This is a genomic window from Arthrobacter sp. B0316-1-20 (assembly GCF_059091865.1).
The window spans coordinates 322,750-344,914 of the sequence record NZ_JBNHHC010000003.1 but is presented as its reverse complement, the minus strand read 5'-3'; the positions used below and the strand labels follow the sequence as shown (position 1 = coordinate 344,914).

At 64.5% G+C, this 22,165-nt stretch carries 12 protein-coding genes and 1 tRNA gene; 8 read left to right on the top strand and 5 right to left on the bottom strand.

The genetic code is table 11. The features are described 5' to 3' along the window. Window positions 1-33: 33 nt before the first annotated feature. A complete protein-coding gene (locus AC5RW2_RS06785; RefSeq protein WP_494022971.1) occupies window positions 34-588 on the bottom strand; it encodes a single-stranded DNA-binding protein in 555 nt (184 codons plus the stop codon). Window positions 589-820: 232 nt separating this feature from the next. Here AC5RW2_RS06785 and AC5RW2_RS06780 point away from each other — a divergent pair, with 232 nt between their 5' ends. The 6 genes from AC5RW2_RS06780 (at window position 821) to AC5RW2_RS06755 (ending at window position 10,891) form a co-directional block, all read left to right on the top strand. Further along, window positions 821-1,675 carry a hypothetical protein gene (locus AC5RW2_RS06780; RefSeq protein ID WP_494073835.1) on the top strand — a complete coding sequence of 285 codons (855 nt, stop codon included), beginning with the start codon at window positions 821-823 and terminating at the stop codon, window positions 1,673-1,675. 315 nt (window positions 1,676-1,990) lie between these two features. After that, a tRNA-Arg gene (locus AC5RW2_RS06775) sits at window positions 1,991-2,063 on the top strand. A gap of 812 nt (window positions 2,064-2,875) precedes the next feature. After that, a complete protein-coding gene (locus AC5RW2_RS06770; protein ID WP_494073834.1) occupies window positions 2,876-4,411 on the top strand; it encodes an endonuclease/exonuclease/phosphatase family protein in 1,536 nt (511 codons plus the stop codon). 196 nt (window positions 4,412-4,607) lie between these two features. Further along, window positions 4,608-6,509 carry a glycosyltransferase gene (locus AC5RW2_RS06765; protein ID WP_494073833.1) on the top strand — a complete coding sequence of 634 codons (1,902 nt, stop codon included), beginning with the start codon at window positions 4,608-4,610 and terminating at the stop codon, window positions 6,507-6,509. Between the two features lie 266 nt (window positions 6,510-6,775). Next, window positions 6,776-9,643, top strand: coding sequence for a GH25 family lysozyme (locus AC5RW2_RS06760; RefSeq protein WP_494073832.1), 2,868 nt, complete (start codon window positions 6,776-6,778; stop codon window positions 9,641-9,643). Window positions 9,644-9,685: 42 nt separating this feature from the next. Beyond that, the gene (locus AC5RW2_RS06755; RefSeq protein ID WP_494073831.1) at window positions 9,686-10,891 is read left to right on the top strand and encodes a CDP-glycerol glycerophosphotransferase family protein; all 1,206 of its coding nucleotides are present in this window, start codon (window positions 9,686-9,688) and stop codon (window positions 10,889-10,891) included. Here AC5RW2_RS06755 and AC5RW2_RS06750 read toward each other — a convergent pair. Further along, window positions 10,888-14,331 carry a CDP-glycerol glycerophosphotransferase family protein gene (locus AC5RW2_RS06750; RefSeq protein WP_494073830.1) on the bottom strand — a complete coding sequence of 1,148 codons (3,444 nt, stop codon included), beginning with the start codon at window positions 14,329-14,331 and terminating at the stop codon, window positions 10,888-10,890. The genes AC5RW2_RS06755 and AC5RW2_RS06750 overlap by 4 nt on opposite strands. Continuing rightward, window positions 14,328-15,530, bottom strand: a complete 1,203-nt coding sequence (locus tag AC5RW2_RS06745) for a stealth family protein (protein ID WP_494026029.1) — start codon at window positions 15,528-15,530, stop codon at window positions 14,328-14,330. The genes AC5RW2_RS06750 and AC5RW2_RS06745 overlap by 4 nt, the downstream gene beginning before the upstream one ends. A 489-nt stretch (window positions 15,531-16,019) precedes the next feature. Here AC5RW2_RS06745 and AC5RW2_RS06740 point away from each other — a divergent pair, with 489 nt between their 5' ends. Then, window positions 16,020-18,110: an acyltransferase family protein gene (locus AC5RW2_RS06740; RefSeq protein ID WP_494073888.1), complete on the top strand. Its 2,091-nt coding sequence runs from the start codon at window positions 16,020-16,022 to the stop codon at window positions 18,108-18,110. Here AC5RW2_RS06740 and AC5RW2_RS06735 read toward each other — a convergent pair whose 3' ends face one another. Beyond that, a complete protein-coding gene (locus tag AC5RW2_RS06735; protein WP_494073829.1) occupies window positions 18,111-19,430 on the bottom strand; it encodes a glycosyltransferase family 2 protein in 1,320 nt (439 codons plus the stop codon). Window positions 19,431-19,665: 235 nt separating this feature from the next. Here AC5RW2_RS06735 and AC5RW2_RS06730 point away from each other — a divergent pair, with 235 nt between their 5' ends. Next, window positions 19,666-20,766 (top strand): acyltransferase family protein, encoded by a 1,101-nt coding sequence (locus AC5RW2_RS06730; RefSeq protein WP_494073828.1) that lies wholly within the window; start codon window positions 19,666-19,668, stop codon window positions 20,764-20,766. Window positions 20,767-20,782: 16 nt separating this feature from the next. Here the strand turns inward: AC5RW2_RS06730 and AC5RW2_RS06725 are convergent, their stop codons facing one another. Beyond that, window positions 20,783-22,069: a polysaccharide pyruvyl transferase family protein gene (locus tag AC5RW2_RS06725; protein WP_494073827.1), complete on the bottom strand. Its 1,287-nt coding sequence runs from the start codon at window positions 22,067-22,069 to the stop codon at window positions 20,783-20,785. Window positions 22,070-22,165 lie beyond the last annotated feature (96 nt).

Below are 22,165 nucleotides of genomic sequence, written 5' to 3'. Positions count from 1 at the left end.
CTGTCCCGGCGGCCCATTGACTCCACCAGCCGATCAACTCGCCCGGGGTAGCTGTGCCTCCTCCTGCCGGTCCTCGTCGGCGTTGCCGCCGCTGCCGCCCAAGCCTGGCTCGAGGCCGAACTCTCCGTCGGTTGGATTTCCGTCCCCGGCGCGGGCACCGGCCAGGGCCATCGCGCGGTAGTCGGCGCCGCCCTGCCCGGCGTCAGCGGCCTCGCGCGATGCAGCCGGCACAGCGATCTTGGTGAACGAGGCAGAGCCGCGGCGCAGGTCGTGGCCGACTGTGTCGGCGTCGATCTCGGGAGCGGTTCCGCGTCTCCCGTCCTCGGTCGACCACTGCCGCAGCTTGAGCTTGCCGCTGACCACCACCGGATCGCCCTTGGCCAGGCTGCGCCACAGGTTCTCCGCCAGGCCCCGGAACGCTTGAACGGTGTACCAGTTGGTCTGCCCTTTGACCCACTCGCCGGTCTCCCGGTTCAGCCAGTCCCCCGAGCAAGCCAGCCGGAACTCCGCCACGGCATCTCCGCCGTGCGTGCGCCGCTGCTGCACCTCGGTACCAACCGTCCCGCGCACCGTAATGTAGTCGCTCATGCTCTTCTCCCGTCCGCTGTAGCGCCGGCGCCCTGCCGACACCATCGAGCCTCGCGGCTCCAGCGCCTGCGGTGAAGCGGGCCACGCGGCATGTGGACCGCGGCGCCGGGCGGTGTCCTTGTGGAGGGCGGGTGTGGGCAGCGTCTCACTCAAACAACGGCCGTGCCGGGAACCGTCCGCGGGCAGGTATCGTTACCTATCCGTAATAATCTCCGACCGGATTAGGTATCAAATGGCTGACGACTCCGCTGCCGACGACAAGCCCAAGCCCACTCTCGGACTGAGTGGCGCCCAAACTATCGCCTCGGCGCTGGCCGCGGTAACCTCCGCATTGGTGGGGTCCTTTCTCGGCGTCGCCGGAACACTGATCGGCGCCGCAGTTGGCTCCGTCGTCGCGACCGTTGGCGCCGCGCTCTATGCCCGGACGCTGAGCTCGGCCGCCACTGTGGCCATGAAGAAAATCCCTAAGGCTCGAATGAGCGCCCTGCGGAACGTCGAAAAGGTGGCCGCCAGCGCCCCGTCCGAACCGATCGAACCGCAGCCTAAACCCGCCCGAAAGCCCATCGCCCCGATGACGTGGGTCAAGGTTGGACTGGCCAGCGCCGCGGCTTTCGCCATCGCGATGGTCAGCATCACCGCGGTGGAGCTCGGCACCAGCCAGCCGATTTCCAGCCTGGTCTCCTCGACTACGGGTATCGACCATGCCTCAAGCGCCCACAAGACGACCCTTGGCACCCTGGGCGGAGACCAGGAGGCCACGGATCAAACGGACAAGCCGGCCAAGCAGGACGAGGAGCCCGCGAAGACTGGAGATGGCGACGCCGACGACGCCGTGACCACGGACGATCCCTCGGTCGGCGGCAACAGCTCAACCGAGACTGAAGAGCCCGGAAGCGGCGGATCTAACGGCACCGAACAGGGCCCAACTCCTGCCCCGGAAACAAGCCAGACTGCCGAGCCTGCCCCGCAACCGAGTCAGGCACCGGAGCCGAGCCAGACACCGGCACCGGAAGACATCCCGGAACAGGGCTTGGATGGGCAGGGCGGCACGGTCGATGGTGGCGCCGACACCGGAACCGGCCAGTAGCAAGTACCTTCCGCGGCTGGGCGCCCGCCGGACGCCCAGCCGCGGAAGTCTGTGCCGCCCCGACGGCGCAGCCTGGGCGACGGGCGGCAGGACGGAACGGGGTCTGATCGGTACACCCTTCTTCCCTGTGGCAGTGCGTCGCAGCCCTGGGCGACGACGGACAGCACGACCGCGGCCGCCATCGCGCCCGGCCTTGAACGAATTGCTAGACTAAGCACCGGCCGCAGTGGCGTCCACGAGAGTGGGCACACACTGGACACATTTGGAGACTCCGGAATTGGAGTGGACAAGTGAGTGAACAGTAGCCGGCCATCAGCCTCGGTAGCTCAGCGGATAGAGCAGGAGCCTTCTAATCTCTTGGTCGCAGGTTCGATTCCTGTCCGGGGCGCAACAAAAAGCGGCTCTGCCCAGGCGTTATGCCTGAACCGGGCCGCTCTTTTGGCTCTACTGAGGGGTAAGCGGATTCACCGCTTACCCTCCGGATTCGTTCTACACTGGTTTCTCCGACGGCTCCGTTGAATGCGACCACGCAGGTAGGACGCCCCCCCCCTGCTTATCGATCGGCGGATCTATCCCAAAACTTCGCGGAGCACATTCAACGGTCATTGCTCGTCGTCGAATTGCCGCTAAAGAGACTTTGAGGAACAGGAGAGCCTCCGAAGTCAGAGTGCTCGGATTCTTTAGGGACCGCACCGTACCCCGGAGTGCCGTCCGGAACATAACCTTGCAGGCCCAACTCGTGTGGGAAAAGGCGGATGGGCAGTTCCGTGTCACGCCTATCACTGCGTTCTCGGACTTGGGAGGACGGCTTGCAGGTTTTGTCGTCCGCCACAACGAGCGAAGCCTGCGGCAGTTGCGGCGTGAGATCCTGACCGACGCCTAGGCAGCGCGGAACGACAATTGTTCAGCCGGAGTGCCACGTCACTTCGTTCCCGACGATTACGTGTGCCGCGACGAATGCCACTCTGGCGGGCAAAAGCAGGCTTCCTTCCTGGAAATTCTCCAGCGGTGGCCGGCCATTTCCGAGGACCTTAAGCCCGCTATTGGTAGGTGATAACGGTGGGCCGGCGCGCCGGATGACAACGCACGGATGAATCGTTTCGTAAAACCGGGTAAATAGCTCATACTTTTGAGCGGGGAAGGCTTCGGGGTTTCGGCGCGTGTCTCCTGTAAGAGACCGTTCACTCCCCCAGGAGCGTCATGAAGACCACTCCCCTGCGCCGCACCGCGGCCGCACTGCTCACCGCGTCCCTGCTCGGCGGATTCGTCTCCGGCCCCGCGACGGCGGCACCAGTCAGCGCAAAGATCCAGGTGGCTGCCAGCTTAGACAGACCCGAACTGGTCTCCGCCGGCCACACCGGCTTCGCACTGGCCTGGGATCCGGTGTCCGGAGCAAACCGCTACGAGGTCCGCTACTCCACGCGCTCGGACATGGCCGGCGCCCCGGTCATCGAAAAGGTCAACAGCCGCTACCTGGGCGACTTGGAAGACGCCACGACCTACTACATCCAGTACCGGGCGCTGTACCGGGAACCGGGCAGTGATTACGGAGAGTACCTGCGCTCGGCCTGGTCGCAGACGCTGAAGGCGACCACCCAGGCCAACTACCCCGGCGCGTTCACCACCCTGAAGACGGTCGGCGGCACCGACAGCATCACCGTTTCCTGGAACCGGACCGCGAACACCACCCACTACACCGTAAAGATCGCGGACAACATGGCCATGACCCTGCGGCCGCGCACCTTCTCCAATGTGACGGGCACCAGCCTGAAGATCACCAGGCTCACGCACGGCTCCCGCTCCTCGATGCCCAGCTTCATCCGCGTCTACGCCCACAACAAGGCCTACAAAACCCGCGCCTCCACCCGGCTGACCGCCTACCCGGCGGCGCCGGCCGTGTCCGGCGCCGAGCCACTGACCGTGGCCAGCCAAAACCTGCTCTGCGCCAGCTGCAAACTCACCGGAGCCCCGCACTGGAACACCCGCAAGATGACCCACCTGCGGACCATCAAGGCGAAAAACCCGGACGTGCTCCTGCTCCAGGAGGCCCTGAACGTCAATATCCCGGGCACCGCGAACACGAAAGCCATGACCGACTTCCAGCCCCGCCTGAAGTCGCTCGGCTACGCCCTCGACCGAGCCCCGGAAAGAGCTGGCACCAAGCAATACGTGAACCGCATCGCGTACAAGACCTCCAAGTACACACTGCTCACGCGCGGCACCTTCGCCCTGCCCGTCGCCAAGGGCGAGGACCCGCGCGGCGCGGCCTGGGTGCTGCTGAAGTCCAAGAAGACCGGCAAGCAGTTCTACGCCGTGTCCTTCCACGTCTCCCCCAGGCTGCCGCTGCGCGGCACCGTGTCGAAGACCTCAACCATGGAGACCGTCAACCGGAAGATGAACGCGATCAACACCCGCAGCCTCCCGGTCGTCGCCGGCGGCGACATGAACAGCAGCTTTTACCAACTCCCCTCGAACGCGCCGCACGAGGCCTTCATCAAGGGCGGCTGGACCGACAGCGCCTCCTCGGCCAGGAAGACAGATTTCCGCTACCCCACGACCAACGGCTACAAGAAGCAGCAGAACTCCACCTTCGGACGGATCGACTACGTGTTCACGAAGAACATTGCCGGCACCGTCTCCTATGAGAACGTGCTCGACATCGACGCCGCCGGCCGGATGCGCTCCACCCCGGGCTCGGACCACAACATGGTTGTCGCCAAGATGAGGCTGAAGTAGGCCCGGCCGCAGGGCACGGAGCGACAGGGGCCTTGCACCCGGAAGCCAGCGGCATATGAGCTATGTTGAGAAAGGACCAAAACCAGCAGCCCCTGACCGCTTGGTCGCAGGTTCGATTCCTGTCCGGGGCTCACACTTGCCGGCTCAGCCCTCCTAGGCGAGCCGCTTGATAACGATGGGGACAACAGCCACCGCAATGCAGACACCTGAGCCGAAGCCGACCGCGCACTTCCCGGTCAACACCCTCGCGCTGAAGCGCGGCGGTCTGGTCAAGGCCGTGCGGTCCCGCGCCAGCGCCTTGGCCGAGCAGGGCCGTTTCGCTGATGTTTGGATCGAGGTCCTCGGCTTCCAGCCTCGACTGGAAGCCGACGTAGCCGAGTTGAAGGCCGAGGGCCACCTGCACCCCGACGTCAAGGTCCGCAGCGTGCTGGCCTCATTGGACCCGAGCCCGGATCTCGAGACAAGACCCAGTGTCCAGCCGCCCGGCGACGCCGACTTCGTCCGGTTCCCGGTCGGAACGTCCGGCCGGGCCTTCGCCTACTTCCGCAACGGAGTCCAAGAGCACTACGTCCGGTTCCACGCCAGCGGAATTCCGGCCGCCGTCGAGGACCTCGGCCCGGACCGGCTGCGCACCCGCCGCTGGGAACTGGACGAGCACGGCCGCGTCGCTAGGATCCTGGACTACCAGCCCGGCTCCGCCACCCCGACCGCCCAGCGCTACATCGGCCGCGACGGCCAGTGCTTTCTCACCATCCTGCAAAACCCCGGCGAGAAGCAGTGGCGCAAGGCATACCTCTTCGGCCCTGAGCCACAGCCCTTCGCGTCGATGGGCCAGCTGTACAAATTCGCCTTCGAACGCCTGCTCGCCGGCGAACGGGCGCCGGTCATCACCTCGGAATTCCGGGAAAACCTTCCCAACCTGCCGGCCGAAAACCTCGACGACGTCGTCCATTCGCTCCGCCACCCCAATCTGGGAAAGGTCGCCGCGGTCCACAGCAACCATTTGGAGCATCCCTACACGCTTGGTTCCGGTGTCAGCCCGAGCTGGCGCCGGCTCCTGGGGACCCTTGGCGGATGGGACTCGGTGGTTCTTCTCACCGAAGCCCAGCGGGAAGACATCCGCTCCGAGTTCGGCCACGGCGACCAACTGGCTGTGATCCCCCAGGTGGCGCCGGCGGCAAGGGAAGAAGACAAGGCGGTCGACGCCGACCGGATCGTACTGGTGGCCCGCACCCACCCGAAAAAGCGCGTGGACGAAGCCATGCGCGTCTTTGCCAAGATTCTCGCTTCCCGTCCCAGCGCCCGCCTGGAGGTGTTCGGCTTCGGCTACAGCGACGACGAGGAAACCCGGATTCAGACGCTGATCGACGAACTGGGCATCCGCCCGCACATCCGTTTCATGCCGTTCGCCAACAGCCCGGATGACATCTACGCAGGGGCATGCCTGACCCTCCTGACCTCACAATCGGAGGGATTCCCGCTGATCCTGCTGGAGAGCATGTCCTACGGCGTCCCGGTGGCGGCCTACGATACCAACTACGGCCCCCGGGACGTCATCGTGGACGGAGAAAACGGGTGTTTGGTCCCCTTCGGTGACACCGGACTGCTGGCCGACCGCGTCCTCGCCCTCATGGAGGACGAGGAGCTTCGCCGGAAGATGGGGGAAAACGCAATCCGGACCCTGGGCCGGTTCAACGCCGAAACCTTCGTCGAGTCATGGCAGCAGGTTCTGTCGGCGCCTCCGCGCGCGGCCCGCGTCACCGGGAAGACAGTGGAACGCCTGTTCGAGCGTGCGTGGTGGGAAGGTGACATCCTCCGCCTTGCTCCCCGGCCGGGGAGAGTCGAGGCGGCGGAGGTTTTCGTACGCCGTAGGCGCGACAAGGCGACGACAGCCGCCCACCTTCACGACGGAACCTGGCAGCTGCAGGTGCCGGAGTCTGCACCGGGCGACATCTTTGACTTCCACGCCCGGCTGGCCGGGAACGACCAAGAACTGCGGCTCGCCTTCAGCACCCTCGAGGTGGAGGCCAGGCCGTCGTACCGGCTCTACGCCACGAAGCATGGTTCGCTGTCGATGAAGCACAACCCCCAAGACTGACCCGCCGCCCGCCGCCACATCCCGGCGCACCGGCTCCCGCCCGGCTGGCGGCCGGCTGGCGGCCACGCCGTGCGGGAGGCAGCAGCGCACATTAACGGCCGGCTAACAGTTGGTGACTTTCGTGGAAACGCGCGCCCTCGCTCGGTGTTTCCGCCCCTACGGCTGATAACGTTTAACCCACCTTGAGCCGACGCTTCGCCTTTGCTGACCGGAGGTTGCGGCTCTCTTGACCCGGCCCGTTCGTGCCCTATTGTCCGGAGCATTCCATGCCCAGCTTCCGCAGCCCCGCAGCCTCTCCCAAACGAAACCAGCGAGCCACTGCCCGCGTCGCCAGCGCAACCGCCGTCGTGATGGCGCTGGGCCTCCTGATGGCCCCCGGTGCATCCGCACAGGCCCTGCAGCAGCCAGCACCGGAATCGCAGGCGCCGACACCCGATGGCGCCCCGCTGCAGGCCCCCGCGGCCACCGGGCTGGGACCGGCACAGCCTTCGCCCTCCGATCCGGCGTCCGGCGACTCGTCCGGCAATGAACCCCGGACCGAGGAAGAAACCCGACCTACGCCGGACGTCGAACAACCGGCCGAGGGCCTATCGCCTTCCTCCCCCGCCGTCGCCCCGGACGAACCGACGGCCCAGCCCTCCCCCGAAGCCGGCGACACGACCCCGACGGAAGACGAACCGGAATCCGTCGAGGTGCCGGTCGAGGAGCTCAGCCAGGAACAACTCCTTGAGCTCCTGAAGACCCTGCAGGGCGAACACGGCGCCGACATGGGCCAAGGTCTCCAGCAGCGCCGGGAACGGGAGCGGGAGCTGGAACAGCCGGAAGTGCTGGCAGAACTCGACGCGCAACTGGAAGTCCTCGACATCGAACGCACCAGTGTTGCGGCACCTGCGGCGCTCCCCTCCTTCAGCCGCACCAAGTGGAAGCCCAGCGGGGTCCAGGGCATGGACGTCAGCAGCCACCAGCCGAACCTCAACTGGACAACCGAGTGGAACTACGGGGCCCGGTTCGCCTATGTAAAGTCCACCGAGGCCCTGTCGTACAAGAATCCGTTGTTCCCCTCGCAGTACGCCGGTTCCTATAACGTCGGCATGATCCGCGGCGCCTATCACTTCGCCATCCCCAACGTCTCGTCGGGCAAGGCGCAGGCGGACTACATGGTGAACAACGGCGGCGGCTGGTCCGCCGACGGAAAGACCCTGCCGCCCCTGCTGGACATCGAATACAACCCCTATCCGGAACTGGGCAACACCTGCTACAGCATGTCGCCGACGGCGATGGTCAACTGGATCAAGGACTTCTCGAACACCATCAAGGCCCGCACCGGCCGCCTCCCCGCCATCTACACCACCGCGGACTGGTGGAACACGTGCACCGGCAACAGCACCGCCTTCAAGAACCACCCGCTGCACGTCGCGCACTACACCACCGGCACCCCCTGGCTGCCGGCTGGCTGGACTTCCTACGCGATTTGGCAGTACAGCTCCACGGGCCCCTACTCGGGTGACTCGAACGTGTGGCGGGGTTCGTACACCGACCTGCAAAACTTCGCCTACAACCGGACCGCCACGTGGGATCTCACCCAGCGCTACGCCGCACCGGGCGACTTGAACCGGGACGGCAACGGCGACCTGCTTTCCCGCCGGACGGACGGCTCGCTCTGGTTCTACCCCGGCAACGGCGCCGGCGGTTACAAAACGCCTTCCCGGATCGGCGGCGGCTGGCAGATCTACAACCTGCTCATCGGCACCGGAGACTATAACGCAGACGGGCTCGGCGACCTGTTGGCGCGGCAGACCGACGGCTCGCTCTGGCTGTACAAGGGCAAGGGCAACGGGACGTTCCAGCAGCGGGTGCGCATCGGCAGCAGCGGCTGGAACGGGTTCACCCACATCATCGGCCCCGGCGACCTGAACGCCGACGGCACCAATGACCTCCTCGCCCGGCGGTCCGACGGCACGGTATGGCTGTACGCGGCTCCCGGCGACGGCAAGCCCGGGCCACGAAGCCAGATCGGCAGCGGCTGGGGCAACTATGACAAGTTGGTTGCGACCAGGGACTTTAACGGCGACCGGCACATGGACGTCGTGGCATCCAAGGATGACGGCACCCTGTGGCTGCACACGGGAACGGGAAGGACCGGCAGCGGCACCTTCTCTGCAGCCCGCAAGATTGGTTGGGGCTGGGGGTCCTTCGCGGACATCCTTGGAGTGTGGGACAACGACCGGGACAAGAAAAACGATCTCCTCACCATCAGCGCCGGTGGCTCGCTGGGCTTCTACAAGGGCACCCAGATGGTCGATTCCGAAGGCTACAACGCCAGGACGCTGGTCAGCAGCACCTGGAAACAGTTCGACACCGTGGCCACTCCGGGTGACTTCACCGGCGACGGCCGAAGCGACCTGATCGGCCGCAAGCCGGACGGAACCCTCTGGCTGATGCGCGGAACCGGCAAGGGAACCTTCGGCACACCGGAGCGGATCGGGAACGGCTGGCACATCTACAGCTCCATCGTCGGGATCGGAGACTACAACGAGGACGGCAAGAACGACCTCGTGGCCCGTCAGACCAACGGAACCCTTTGGTTCTATGCCGGCACGGGCACGGTCAGCAGTTCCAGCGAAGGCTATAAGCGCCGGGTGAAGATCGGCACCGGCGGGTGGAACCAGTTCGCGACGCTGGTGGGCACGGGCGACGTCAACCGTGACGGCAAGAACGACCTGCTCGGCGTCGGCGCCGACGGAACCGCCTGGCTTTACGCCGGCCTGGGCAACGGCCAGCATGGCTCGCGCACACGTATCGACACCGGCTGGCATTACTCGCAGATTGTCGGCGTCGGCGACTATGACCGCAACGGCACCGTCGACCTGGTGGCCAGCAAGTCCGACGGCACTCTCTGGCTGCGGCAGGGACGCACCGCCAGGACTGCTTCGGGAGCGTGGTTCAACGCCGAGCGGCAGATCGGCAGCGGCGGATGGCAACAGTACAAGCAGATCCTCGGACCCGGTGACACGACCTCGGACAACAAGGTGGACCTGCTGGCCACAACCGGTGCCGGCGCCATGTGGCTCTACCGGGGGAACGCGATGACCAACGAGGGCTATGCCAAACGGCGCAACGTGGGGAAGCTCTAAGCTGTTCAGGTAGGTCCACCCCTCCGACGTCAGGATTCACCGTTGCCCATCGCGTCCCGCCTTCAGCCTCTCGCCGCCCGGATCCTCACCGAGGCCAACAGCGTGCTGACGGAACGCCGCGTGCGAATCCGGCTGGCCGACGCCAACAGGGACGCCGGCAACCGGTTCGACTGCGTCCTGTACTTCGCTGACGGCCCGGACAGTGCCTATCAGGTAAGGCAGTGGCTCGCTCCCATGGCGAAGCTGGCGGAGCGCCACCGGGTAGCGGTTCTGGTCCACCGGCCGGCCACGTCCGCGGAGCTGCTTCCTGATTCCCCGCTGCCGGTGTTCCTTACCAAGGGCATCGCGGAGGTGGAGGCATTCATTGAACGCGCGGGCGCCCGGATGGTGTTCTACGTCAATAACAACCGGGATAACTTCACGGTCCTCCGCCTGCCGGCTCAGGTGCACGTGCACCTGAGCCACGGGGAGAGCGACAAAGTGTCGATGGTCTCCAACCAGCTGAAGGCCTACGACTTCGCCTTCATCGCGGGCCCTGCTTCCCGGGAACGCATCCTCGCCGCCCTGCGGCGGTTTGATGAGTCCCATCTGGTGGAGGTGGGACGGCCGCAACTGGACTTCGCCGCTCCTGCCCCGCAAACCAAGAACGACGGCGGACGCCTCACCGTGCTGTACGCCCCCACCTGGGAAGGGGACCGCCCGGCCATGGCGTACGGCTCGCTGGCCAGCCATGGACGGGAGATTGTCGGCTCCATCCTGGCTGATGCCCGCTACCGGCTGGTCTTCCGGCCGCACCCGCGGACCGGCAGCAGGCTCGGCGCACACCGTGCGGCTCTGCACGAGATCAAAAAGATGATCGTCTCCGCGGAAAAGGAGGAGCCAGCGGGCCACCGGGTGGACACGTCGGCCGACTTTTCAGCCGCCATGGCGGAAGCGGACCTGTGCATCTGCGATATCTCTGCCATGGCCTTGGATTGGCTTCCCAGCCGGAAGCCCCTGCTCATGACGAGGCCGTCGGACCCAGGCGCCCACATCGACGCACAGGGCGTGGCCGCCAAGACCAGGCTCATTGACCAGTCCGAGGCGGCACGAACGCCGGCGCTGCTGGCCGAGGCCGCAGCAGCCGGAATCAGCCCCGACCAGCTGCAGCTGATCGCCCACCACTTCGGCGATACCACGCCGGGCGCGAGCACGGCGCGGTTCGTCAACGCCGTGGGTAGGATCCTCTCGGAACAGCCGGCGCCCTAAGACAGCAAGCGGTCCACCACGCGTCCGGCGGCGTTGCCGTCGTCGCGCGGTGCGTACTTGGCCACAAAATTCTTGAGCCTTAGCTCGCGCGCAGGGTCGCTCGAACGGCTCTCGTCTATCGCGTCGAACAGTTCATCCTCGGTTTGCGTCACAGGCCCGGGCAGTTCGGTGTTGTAGTCCAGGTAGAAACCGCGCAGCGTGTCGCGGTAGTTTTCCAGGTCGTAGGCATAGAAGATGATGGGCCGCTGCAGGATGGCGTAGTCGAAGAAAACGGACGAATAGTCGGTGATGAGGACGTCGCTGGCCAGATAGAGTTCCTGGATTTCGGGGAACTTGGAGACGTCGTAGACGCAATCGCCCGCTTCTTCCGGGATCTTCACCGCGTCGCTGACCAACACATGCATGCGTAGCAGCAGCACGGTGTCGTCGCCGAAGCGGTCTTTGAAGGCTTCCACGTCGAACGGCAGATCGAAACGGAAGCGTCCCGTGCCGGTCGGCTGGTCGTCCCGGAAGGTCGGAGCGTAGAGGACCACACGTTTGCCCTCGGGGATGCCCAGCTTCCGCCGGACGGCCGCGGAGCGCTGCCCGGCGTCGGGTCGCACAAGGATATCGTTGCGGGGGTACCCCAACTCCACAACCTCGCCGCCGTAGCGGAAGGCACTCCTGAACGCTTCCGTAGCATAGGGGCTGGGTGAAAGCAGCGTGGTCCATTGCTTCACCGCCTCGTCCACGCGTGCAATGTAGCCCGGATCCCGGCCGTGCACGGTGTCCAGGTCGTGGACCATCCGCTTGAGCGGCGTTCCGTGCCAGGTCTGGATGAAGACCCCGTCCTTCCGGCGCCGGAAGTAATGCGGGAAATTCTGATTGTTGATCCAGTACTTGGCCTTGGCCAAATACCAGTAGTAGCTCGGCGAGAGCCGCTTGACCACCTTGGTGTAGGGATCGGGCGCCGGGAGCTTGCCTTGGTAGACCCAAACCTTGCGGCGGGTGTCCCCCCGCCGCAGCAGCTCTTCGTAGATATAGCGCGGACTGTCGGCGTACTGTTTCCCAAGCCCGGACTCGAACACCATCAGGTCCGTGTCCATGGGCGTCTTCGAGACCAAGGCGAACATCCGCTGCATGGCCGGGAAGTAGAAGCGGCTGCGTCGGAACCTGCCGAACAGCCGTTCGAACAACTCCGGGTCTATGGCTTTTTTCCACCGCGGGTCAGCGGGGCGGGCTTCCGCTACCGCCTCGAAGATTCGCTGGCAGTTGTTGGTGTCTTGGAAGGTCAGGAAGCGGCGGGAGCGGGCGACGTTCTCGGGCTTGGGGGTGCAGCCGCGCCCCAGCGTGGCCTCCAACTGGTCCAGCACGGCGGACCGGGCAAAAGCAATCTCGCCCGGCAATTCCTCATCCAGGTCCAGGTGGGATCCCTGCGGTCCCAGGAAGCGCTCGCGGTCGAACTGGAAGTAGTGCACCGGTTTCTCAAGAAAACTGAAGTCGAAGCCCACGCTCGAGTAGTCGGTCAGCAGGACAGCGCTTTCCTTGAGCAGGAACTGCACATCCACCTCGCCCTGCGAGATGACACGCGCCGGCGCCCCGGAGAAGTGGTGCCGGAACTGCTGCATGTTCGGATGCAGGCAGAAGATCACCTCGGCGTGGTGCTTCTCCGCCAGGGCACGCAGTCGTTCGTCGTGGAGCAGCGCGTTCCACTCCTGGAAGTACTCGGACTCTTCGAACTCGTCCGGATTCTGGAGCCAGTCCCGCCACGTGGGAATGATCAGGATCTGGTTTGGCCGCACCGACACATCGCCGGCGAAGAGCGCGTCAAACCGTGACAGGCCGGTCACCAGCACGTCCTTGGGCGGATAACCAAAGTCGCTGACGATGTATTCTTTTTCCCGCTCGGAGCTCACCATGAACAGGTCGGTGTCGAATCCGGGAGCTTTTTTGCCGTAATTCGGGACCATCCACTTGGTGCCCATCACCCCGTGCTGCAGGAACACCTTGACGCCGCCCACCGCCTTGCGGAACTGCGGGAGCCACGTGGGGTACAGGAAATCGGGATGGTGCGAGCCGATGAACCGTTCGGCCCGCAAGGCCAGCTCGAAATGTTCCTTGGAGCGGTAATTCACCACGTGGTCCAGCCCGTCCAGGTTGCGAAGGTCCGGCGACGCAGGGTCGATCACGTAGTAGGTGTCGATCTCAGGGTGCTCCCGCCGCATGTAGCGGAAGAAATGCAGTCCGGTGTCTTGGGCCTTGTAAGGCCGCTCCCCCACCAGCCAGACCGGCTTGCGCTCCGTCCGGGCCTCCGGCAGCCGGCGCTTCCGGGTCTGCTCCCGCAAGAATTCGAAGGCGTCGGTATCCAGGAGTTCAACGTGGAAAGACGTGTTTTTCGCTTTGAACGTGTAGTAGGGCGTGATGGCCAGGGTTTTGTCTCCCCGCTTTTGCCATCCGGGACGGGTGAGTTTACGCGTCACGTATCGGGTACGTCCCACGCGCGTACGCTGTGGCTCGGTTGCGCCTACCGCACGGATTTGGAGCCAGGCGTCCAAAATCTCGTCGCGCGCCAATTCTTCATTGGGGACGGCGCGCAAGTCCAAGCGGGCATGCACCTTGTACCGCCGAAGCCCGTATTTGCGCCGGGTCGCCTCGGAATCCACCACGAAAACGGCGGTTGACGTGTAGCGGGCTCCACTCTCACGCCCTAGCAGCATCAACTCCACTGCTTCAGCCTCACCGTGGCGGGTGACCAGCGTTGCCCGCAGGTCCACCCTTCCCCTGTGGACAGTCAACCGGTGGACGTAGACGGCGTTATAGGGCTTCAACGGCCGGTTCACCGCCAAGGACAGCAGCCCGTGCCGGTTGATGTACGGCTCAAAGGTGCTCCCTTGAACCAAGACCCGGCGGAGTGAGCCAACTTCGGTTTCCGCGAACCGTCCGAATGACGCCCACGCCGTCATGATGTCGTCGCGCGCCAACGACCCGTCCGCCAACGCGGATTGAATGTCGGCGTACCGTTTTCCGTTAGCCTCCGTCAGGACCGTGGCGGCCGGATCACCGTCGAGGATGTTGGTGCTGAACTTCGGCAGGTCCTTGGCCGCCGCCCGGAACTGGACGAAGAGACCCAGGATTTGGCCGTCCTCGCCCTCCGGGAGTGGTATTGCCGCGTACGCAAGGTCCGTCAAATCAAGCTGGACGTCGTAGCTGCGGCTTTCCCTTCCTGCTGTGGCGGGGACCTCGGTTACGTCCGCCACCTTGGTCCAGTTGCCGGCCGCATTCTTGCTCCACAGGGAGGCAGGTCGGAGTTTGGTGGAAACACTGAACCGGGCATGCAGAACCGGGCCCCGCTGGTCCAGGCGCAGCGAATGAAAGTCCACCCTCGCCGTCCCGCCGCCTTTGCGGGCGCCCCTGCGGGCAACGGATACTGCGCCCCGCAGGGCGCCGGAAGCTGGTGTCATGACTTTTTGCTTTCGAAGGAACTAGCGACGGGGAAGTATGCGTTCAGGAAACCGCGGGTCAGTGCGTCCACCTTTCGGGTGTTTATTCCGGTGCTGTCTATCTCGTTGAGGCAGAACACGTCTGCGTCCTGGCGCCGCAGCAATCGCAGCAGCTTTGCCTGGGCCGACGGCTCGTTGATGTCACAGTAGCGGTAGGAGAGCTTCCCCGGAACGGCCGCACCGATGGCGAAACCGTAGTAGTGCGCCAGCGAGGACGCCACGGAGAGGTCAGCTGGATCCCTGAATCTGCTGTGCTGCGTCCGCCGCATCTCCTGCGCATGTTCCTGTTCCAGCCGCGACAAGGTGCTGACCCGCTGCGGATGGGCGGCATGTTGGAACTTTCGTTCAACTGTGCGTCCGAAAGCCGCTTCCAGCAGTGCACGGTTGTTCTTGGCCGCGCTGTCCACGGGCAGGTCCTCCGCCGAGCGCGGCTGGTAATCGACGGCCTGCTCGGACAGGAAGAACTTGGCAAGTCCGCTCCCGTGGAAGAACAGCTCCGGATCCACCGGCCGCCCGAAGAACACGTCGTCGTTCAGGTAGAGGAAGTGTTCGCTCAGGCCGTCTATGTGGTGCAGCTGGGACTCGATGGCGTGCGAGTTGAACGTGGGCAGTGCTGTGGGGTCGGAGAAGATGTCCCGGTGATCGACCACCGTGATCCGGCTGCTGGAGGTATCCAGCCACGGCGGCGTCTGTCCCGCCGTCACCAGATAAACGTGATTCACCCAGGGGGCGAAGTAATCGAGCGACCGGAGCGAATAGCGCAGCTCGTCGCGGGAGGCGTAGCGCGCCTCATTGGCTGCCGTCTTGTTGCGCAGGCCTGAGTCGTCGCCGGCCTGCGCCTTGGCCTTGCTGCGCAGCCACTGCGGGTCGTCGCCGTCCACCCAGGTGTAGACCACGTCCACGGGGAAACCAACCGAGGTAAGCAGGTCCAGCTCGGGCAGCCCGGCCTCGCGCGGCACCAGCGTCACACCCAGGTGCGGGCCGCTCAGGAGTCTGCTGCCGTGTCCCACCGCTTCGAAAACCACAGAAGGCGAGGGCGGCCATCCGTCGGCGATCGGGCGGGTTTCTCCGTCGGCCCGGACATAGAAGGGGCGGGTGCCGGCGGCGTCGGCGATCGCTTCCGCGGCGGAAGACCACTGGCTGGCGGGGAGATCTATCATGGCGGGGATCCCCGCTTGGGTGCGCAGCACCCTGTGATCCACCTGCGCCTGCTCCAGCGCACGTCTAACGAGGGCGCAGGTGTCCGCCGCCACCTCGCGTGCTGAAAAGCGGTCGACGCTTGGAAAACCAGCGGCCGGAAATGCGGCCAGACGCGGCCGTGGCGCGGTGGGGCGGGGAGCGGTCAGCGCCTGCAACGTATTCCGCGGGGTGGTGCCGCGGCTAAGTGCCCGGAAGGCAGCACGGATAACACTCTGCGGAACAACTGCCGCTGCACGGCCCTTGAGTCCGACGCGCATGGGCTCCTTTCACGCAGCATTTTTCGCTGCTCCACGGCCACTGGTGGCGCCGCGGTGCGGCGGCACAACTGGAATAGCTTAGCAAGCTGGCTGAGGATTAGCTGAACGGCGCTGCCGCTGCCCGGCACGGGGAACGATGGCGTTCGATAGACTAGCGGCTGTCGTTCCGGCGCAACTTTCAGGAGCAAGACCATCGCTGTAGCAGCACCGCCTCGCACCGCCGCCTCGCCGAAGAAAACCGGCAAGGACCTTCGGCTTGATATCCAAGGGCTTCGGGCCATAGCCGTGGCCCTGGTGGTCATTTACCATCTGTGGCCTGAACGGTTGACCGGCGGTTTCGTCGGAGTCGACGTCTTTTTCGTCATCTCTGGCTTCTTGATCACCTCCCATCTGGCCAAGCGGCCACCGCTGGACTGGCAGGGGCTGGCAGCCTTCTGGGGACGGCGCATCCGCCGCCTCCTGCCGGCCGCTTTTGTTGTCCTCGCCGCGACCGCCGTGGCGTCGAGGCTGGTGGCCCCGCCGACGCAGTGGGGGTCGATTGCCAAGGAAATCATTGCCTCGGCGCTGTATGTGCAGAACTGGGCTTTAGCCGGTAGCTCCGTCGACTATCTGGCGGCAGAAAACGCCCCTACTCCGACCCAGCATTTCTGGTCCTTGTCGGTAGAGGAGCAGTTCTACCTGTTTTGGCCGGTCCTGGTCTTCGGGGTGTTTTGGGTAGCGGCAAAACGAGGACTGAACGCACGCCGCCTGCTCTTCGGCGCGGTGACCGCCGTCGTGGTCCTTTCTCTGGCGTTCTCCATCGCCGCAACTGCTTCTGAACCGGGCAGCGCGTATTTCATCACCCCCACCCGTATGTGGGAACTGGGTCTTGGCGGCCTGGTGGCCTTGGCTGCGCCGACCTTGGTGCCATACGTGCCGCAGGTTTTCCGGACCGTCTTGGCGTGGCTCGGCCTCGCGGCAATCGTCGGGGCGGGCGTCCTCTATACCGGGTCCACGCCCTTCCCCGGATATACCGCGTTGCTGCCGGTCTTGGGGACGGCCTTCGTGATCCTCGCTCACGCTGAGGGCAGGTTCTCCCCCACTGCCCTGGTGCGAAACCGCCCGGTTCAGTGGCTCGGTGAAGTTTCCTACTCGGTTTACCTGTGGCACTGGCCCCTGATCGTTCTTCTGCCATACGTCAGCGGCGGTGAACTGGGCTGGCTCGACAAGTCGCTGATTCTGGTTGCGACGCTGGTGCTGGCAGGACTCAGCAAGACCTTCGTTGAGGACCGTTTCCGGTTCCCATCCGGCAAGAATGGCCTGGCGCCCACCTACCGGTTCGCGGCGGTGGGCATGGTGCTTCTCACGGCAGTGGGCAGCCTGCAATTGGTGGAAGTCAGCCACCGCACGTCACAGGCTGAACAACAGCTCGCTGCCACGGTCAAGAATGGTGATCCCTGTTTTGGTGCCGCCGCCATCGCCAAGGGGTTTGACGAATGCGTCCCGGACCCCCATGCGCCGGTAGTACCCGAGCCATCGCTGGCCAAAGACGACAAATCCGACGCCTACGCCGACGGCTGCTGGTCGAACCAGCCGTTTACAGACCGCCCTGTATGCACGTATGGGGACGGGCCAACGAAAGTCGCGCTGGTCGGAAACTCGCACGCCGGGCATTGGCTCCCGGCCCTGCAGGTGCTGGCTGAACGGAACGACTGGACTGTCTCCACGTACCTGGTGTCAAGGTGCAACCCGACCTCGGTGCCCCTCCAGTTCGATACCGAGGAAAAGACCGCCAACTGCCTCGCCTACGGCGAGTGGGTACTGGATGAAACTTCCGGCGATGCCTTCGACCTGGTCATCACCTCGGAACGCCAGTCCGTGCCTGTCCAGGGGGAATCGTGGGACACCACCGAAGCTCCCGCCGTCGAGGGCTACCGGGACTATTTGTCCCGTTGGGCCGACAGCGGTGCCAACGTCGTGGTGATCAAGGACCCGCCGTTCCCCGGCAACACCATCGATTCGATTCCGGACTGCCTCGCCGAGAATCCGGGAGCCCCCCAGGAATGTGCGGGTACGCCGGAAGAGTGGCATTGGATGGATCCGGTCACCACTGCGGCCCTCGAACTAAACCATCCGAAGATTCGCGCCGTTGACATGGATGGCTACTTCTGCGTGGACGGTTCCTGCCCTGCCGTTGTGGGATCGGTCGTCACGTACTTTGATGCCTCGCACATCACCGCCACGTACGCGCAGACCCTGGCCCCGTATCTGGAACGCCCCATCCTTAAGGCTTTGCGCAACTAGTCAGCCGCGGAGGTCCAGGCTCAAATTGCCGTGCACGGTGGCATAGGGCCGCTCCCCCTTTGCCCCCTGCGGCAAGGCTGCGTCGGGGGCCACGCCAATTCGCCTCTGGCTCCCAGTGCGGCCTTCGCGGGACAACTCGCCGAAGGCGTCGACGATGGTCCCGCGAAAGCCCGCCAGCACACTTTCGCTGATGTCGAAGTCAAACCGGCCGCGGCCTGCGGCCTGGACATCCGGGATGGACACTTCTTTGCTGCCATCGCGGGTGCGCAGGATGATGGAGACCCGGTCGGCCGGCGAGTCCACCTCCAGCGTCATCGTCAGTCGACTGTCGCTCCACGCGCTCCCGGAGACCCGGGGATCCACCTCAAGTTCCTCTTCCTGGCGGCAATTCTCAATCATGGCCGTGACGTCGCGTCCGCGGATGATGGACGTTTTGCGCTGCATCGTCACGGGCAGCGAGGAGACCAATTCCTCGGGGACATAGGTATCGACGAAGTCGGCATGTGCCATCACCCAGCGCCGCTGGGTGTCGTCCGACATCTTCAGGTACCGGTGCGGTTCGTAGATGCGCAGGCACTTGCGCCGGTAGAGGTCGAGCACCAAGAGTCGGGCCAGTTCCGGGTCAGGGGCTCCGGACAGGAGGATCTTGGCGATCTCCCCCACCGACCACGTATAACCTTCCGGGATCGTGGCAGCGCTGCTGATATTGGCCCCGTCAGTGCGTGTACGGATGAAGTAGTAGTCATAGTCCGCTAGGACCGAGATCCTCTTTGCTTTCAGGTAGCACTGGGAAATGACCATTCCGTCTTCCAGCCGGACCTTGTCCTCGTGAAAGCGGATGCCGTTCTCCACCAAGAGGTCCCGCCTGATCATCTTTTGCGGCGACAGTGACCGGAGTATGGTGCGCAGGTCTGCGTCTACGACCGTTTCCCGGAACAGCGCGCTCTGCACACGGCGGCCGCCAATGCCCACCATCTTGGGCACCAGCACATCCGTGCCGTTCCGGTCGGCGAACTCCACCATCCTGCGCAGGGCCTGCGGTCCAAGCTTGTCGTCGGCGTCGCAAAAGAACACGTAGTCGGCGTCTGTGCTGGCCATGCCGACGTTGCGGGGCTTGCCGGGCCATCCGCTGTTCTGCTGGTGGATAACGCGCATGTTGCCCATCCGCTGGGCATAGGCATCAAGGATCGCGCCGCTGGAATCCGTGGAGCCGTCGTCGACGGTAATGATTTCGAAGAGCTCGGGAGCCAGATCCTGGGCTTCGAGGGAGTTGAGCAGTTCAGTCAAATACGGCATGGCGTTGTAGACCGGAATGATCACGCCGACCCGTGCGCTCGAAGCGCTCCCCGAGGGGCCAGTATCCCGATTCGATTCTTCCGAGTCTCTCGCCCGGGTCGTCAGTTTGCGGGCAACGCCCGAAAGCCTGTTGCGCAAAGACATCTGCCACCGTCCCTTCATCCGGTCATGAAGCTCAAGCCTATCGGGCCGCCGGGAAGCCGGAAACTCGCGGGAGCAGGTAACCTTTTACCGATCCGTCACCCAATAGTGGAGTACCGTGCCTGCAGCAAAAACTGACCTCGATCCCTCACCGCCAAGGCAGACATGGATAGACCAGGCCCGTTGGGCCGCCATCGTGCTGGTGGTTGTGGGTCATTTCATGGGCCAGCTCCGCGGCGAAAGCGGACTGGCGCTTATGGTGTCCAACTTTGTGTACATGTTCCACATCCCGGTCTTCGTGCTCTTGGCGGGGTGGGGCGCCCGCCGTGCAAACGCCAACGGCGAGAATTTACAGAAAATCTTCTGGCAGCTCCTCGCTCCCTACGTCGTGTTCCAGTTGATCGCTTTCGGGGTGAACTACGTGATCGAGGGAAGTACCCCGAGTTGGTCCTTCACGTCCCAGACCTTCGGTCTTTGGTTCCTTGTGGCCCTTGCCGGCTGGCGGCTGATCGGACCGTGGTTCAGCGGACTTCCCCGACCGGTGCTGCTCGCCACGGTCATTGCGCTGCTGGCTGGCCTGAGCGAGAACATTGATGGCTTCCTGTCGCTGTCCCGCATCCTCTACTTCCTGCCGGTATTTCTCTTGGGCCCGTGGCTGGTCGACAAGATATCGGTGTGGCGCCAACAACGCTCTTGGCGTATCGCCGGCGCAACGGCGCTGGCCCTGGCTGCAACAGTCACCGCCGTCCTTAAGGAGGGCTTCTGGCGGCGTCCGTTCCTCGGCAACGCGGGGTACGAGGCAATGGATCTCGGCCCCGCCGAAGGCATGGCGTGGCGTCTGGGGGCTTTGCTCGTCGGCACGCTTTTAGCGGCGGCCTTCATGCTGGTTCTTCCGGGGACTCCCGGTGCTCCAAGTGCGCCAGGGAGATGGGTGGCGGGTGCAGGGCGCTCGACGATGTACCCCTATCTTCTCCACCTGCCGGTACTCACGCTGTTAGGAGCAGCTTCTCTTGCCGAGGAAGTACCGCCCACGGGGCGGGCGGTCCTCTTCATCGTTGTGGCCGCGCTTTTCTGCGTCTTCACGGTGACCAAGCCGGTGAAAGCCGTCGCTCAGCCCCTAGTCGAGCCGCAAGCCTTCGGATCCAGGCTCCGCGCGAACCGAAGGCGCACCGCGAAACCGGAGGCCGCCGCGGCCCGTTCGGACGTCCCGCACCAGTAAGGAATATTGATTGACGCTACCGTCCGGCCGAAGCAAGCCGGCCACCAAGCCTGCGGGCGCCGTTGATCAACCGCCTCCGCTGCTGCTGGCGCCTTAAGGGTCCCCCATATAGTGCTTCGTGCGGGTAAGCGTCGCAGAGTTGATCGAGATCTACGTTCAAGGCGGGCACTGTGGCGCGTTGGACAGCCGCGGCAAGTGCAGCACCGGATAACATCTCGGGGCCCAAAGAGAAGCGGCTAACGGAATTTGTGTCAAGCGTCGAGAAGAAGTCCTCAAACTTGAAGCAGTCTCCCGCGAGCTCCTGGCCCTCGATCTGCAGCCAAGTCCACGGAACTCCATAGGCTTGAGCAACAATGAGGCCGTGGAGGGATGTCGCCACCACGTGCGAGGCCATGGCAATTTCGCTCACCACGCTTTGCGCGTCCCTTTCCACGTCCAAGACCGTGATGTCCCGGTCGAGTCCCGGCGGGAGCAGTGCCTTGTGCTTGTAGTGGGGAATAAACACCGGTTCTGCCCTTTGCGCGGAGGCCTGCGGCTGAAAGATCCGGGGCAACAAGAGAGCGGGGTCTCCGTATACTTCGGGCACGTCCCAGCCCATCCCCCGTACGAGTTCTTGCCTGGTTAACCGGCCCCGTACTGCAGCTACGTGCTTGGGCTTGCGGGCCCGGAGACGCCGCACCGTGCCGCTATGAAGAGGAGCGAGCAACCCGGATCCCCAAATGTTGTACCCGGGACGTTCCAACATGTTGATGACCGACCCGACGGACATGATGGCGCCAGGATGAGCCAACGTCCCGCGGACATTTACCGGTCGCTTGCCGGTAAGCGACGAGACAAGCCACGGCCCGATGAGGTCGCCGAAATTGACTCTTCCATTCCACCAAAATGCCGGAATCTCGTCTCGCTTCAGCTTTGGAGTCCTGGCGTCTATTCGCCCCCATGCTGCCCCGCGGATAAGCGAGGCGATGATTTTGTGCGTTTCCTGTGCGATCTGCTCCGCGCTCGCATGCCCCCGCCACGTCTCCAAAAGGTGTTTGTCCCCATCCCGTTCGGGAGACCATGCCATGTTGCGCAGCAAGGAGCGCACGTACGTTCTGGCGGTATGCGTGCGGCCAAATAGCAGAAGCCGCACTTCAGCCGGTTGCACAAACAGGTCGAAGGCGACGCGATCCCCCTGCAGGGAAACATCCAAGGCAAGGAGATTATCCGCATGTCGCCTGATACGGATGCGATCCGCTCCAGGCATGCTGCTCAAAGCAGCCGCAAGCCGATCGAGGAAGTGTGCTTCGGGAGGTATGTTCATGAGAAGTCCTCAAAGATTCTGGTGGCACCACTGTAGGACCCGGCACACTGGACGCGACGCAGGACACGCTCGTTGGCGGCGAAGTTTTGCCAGTCG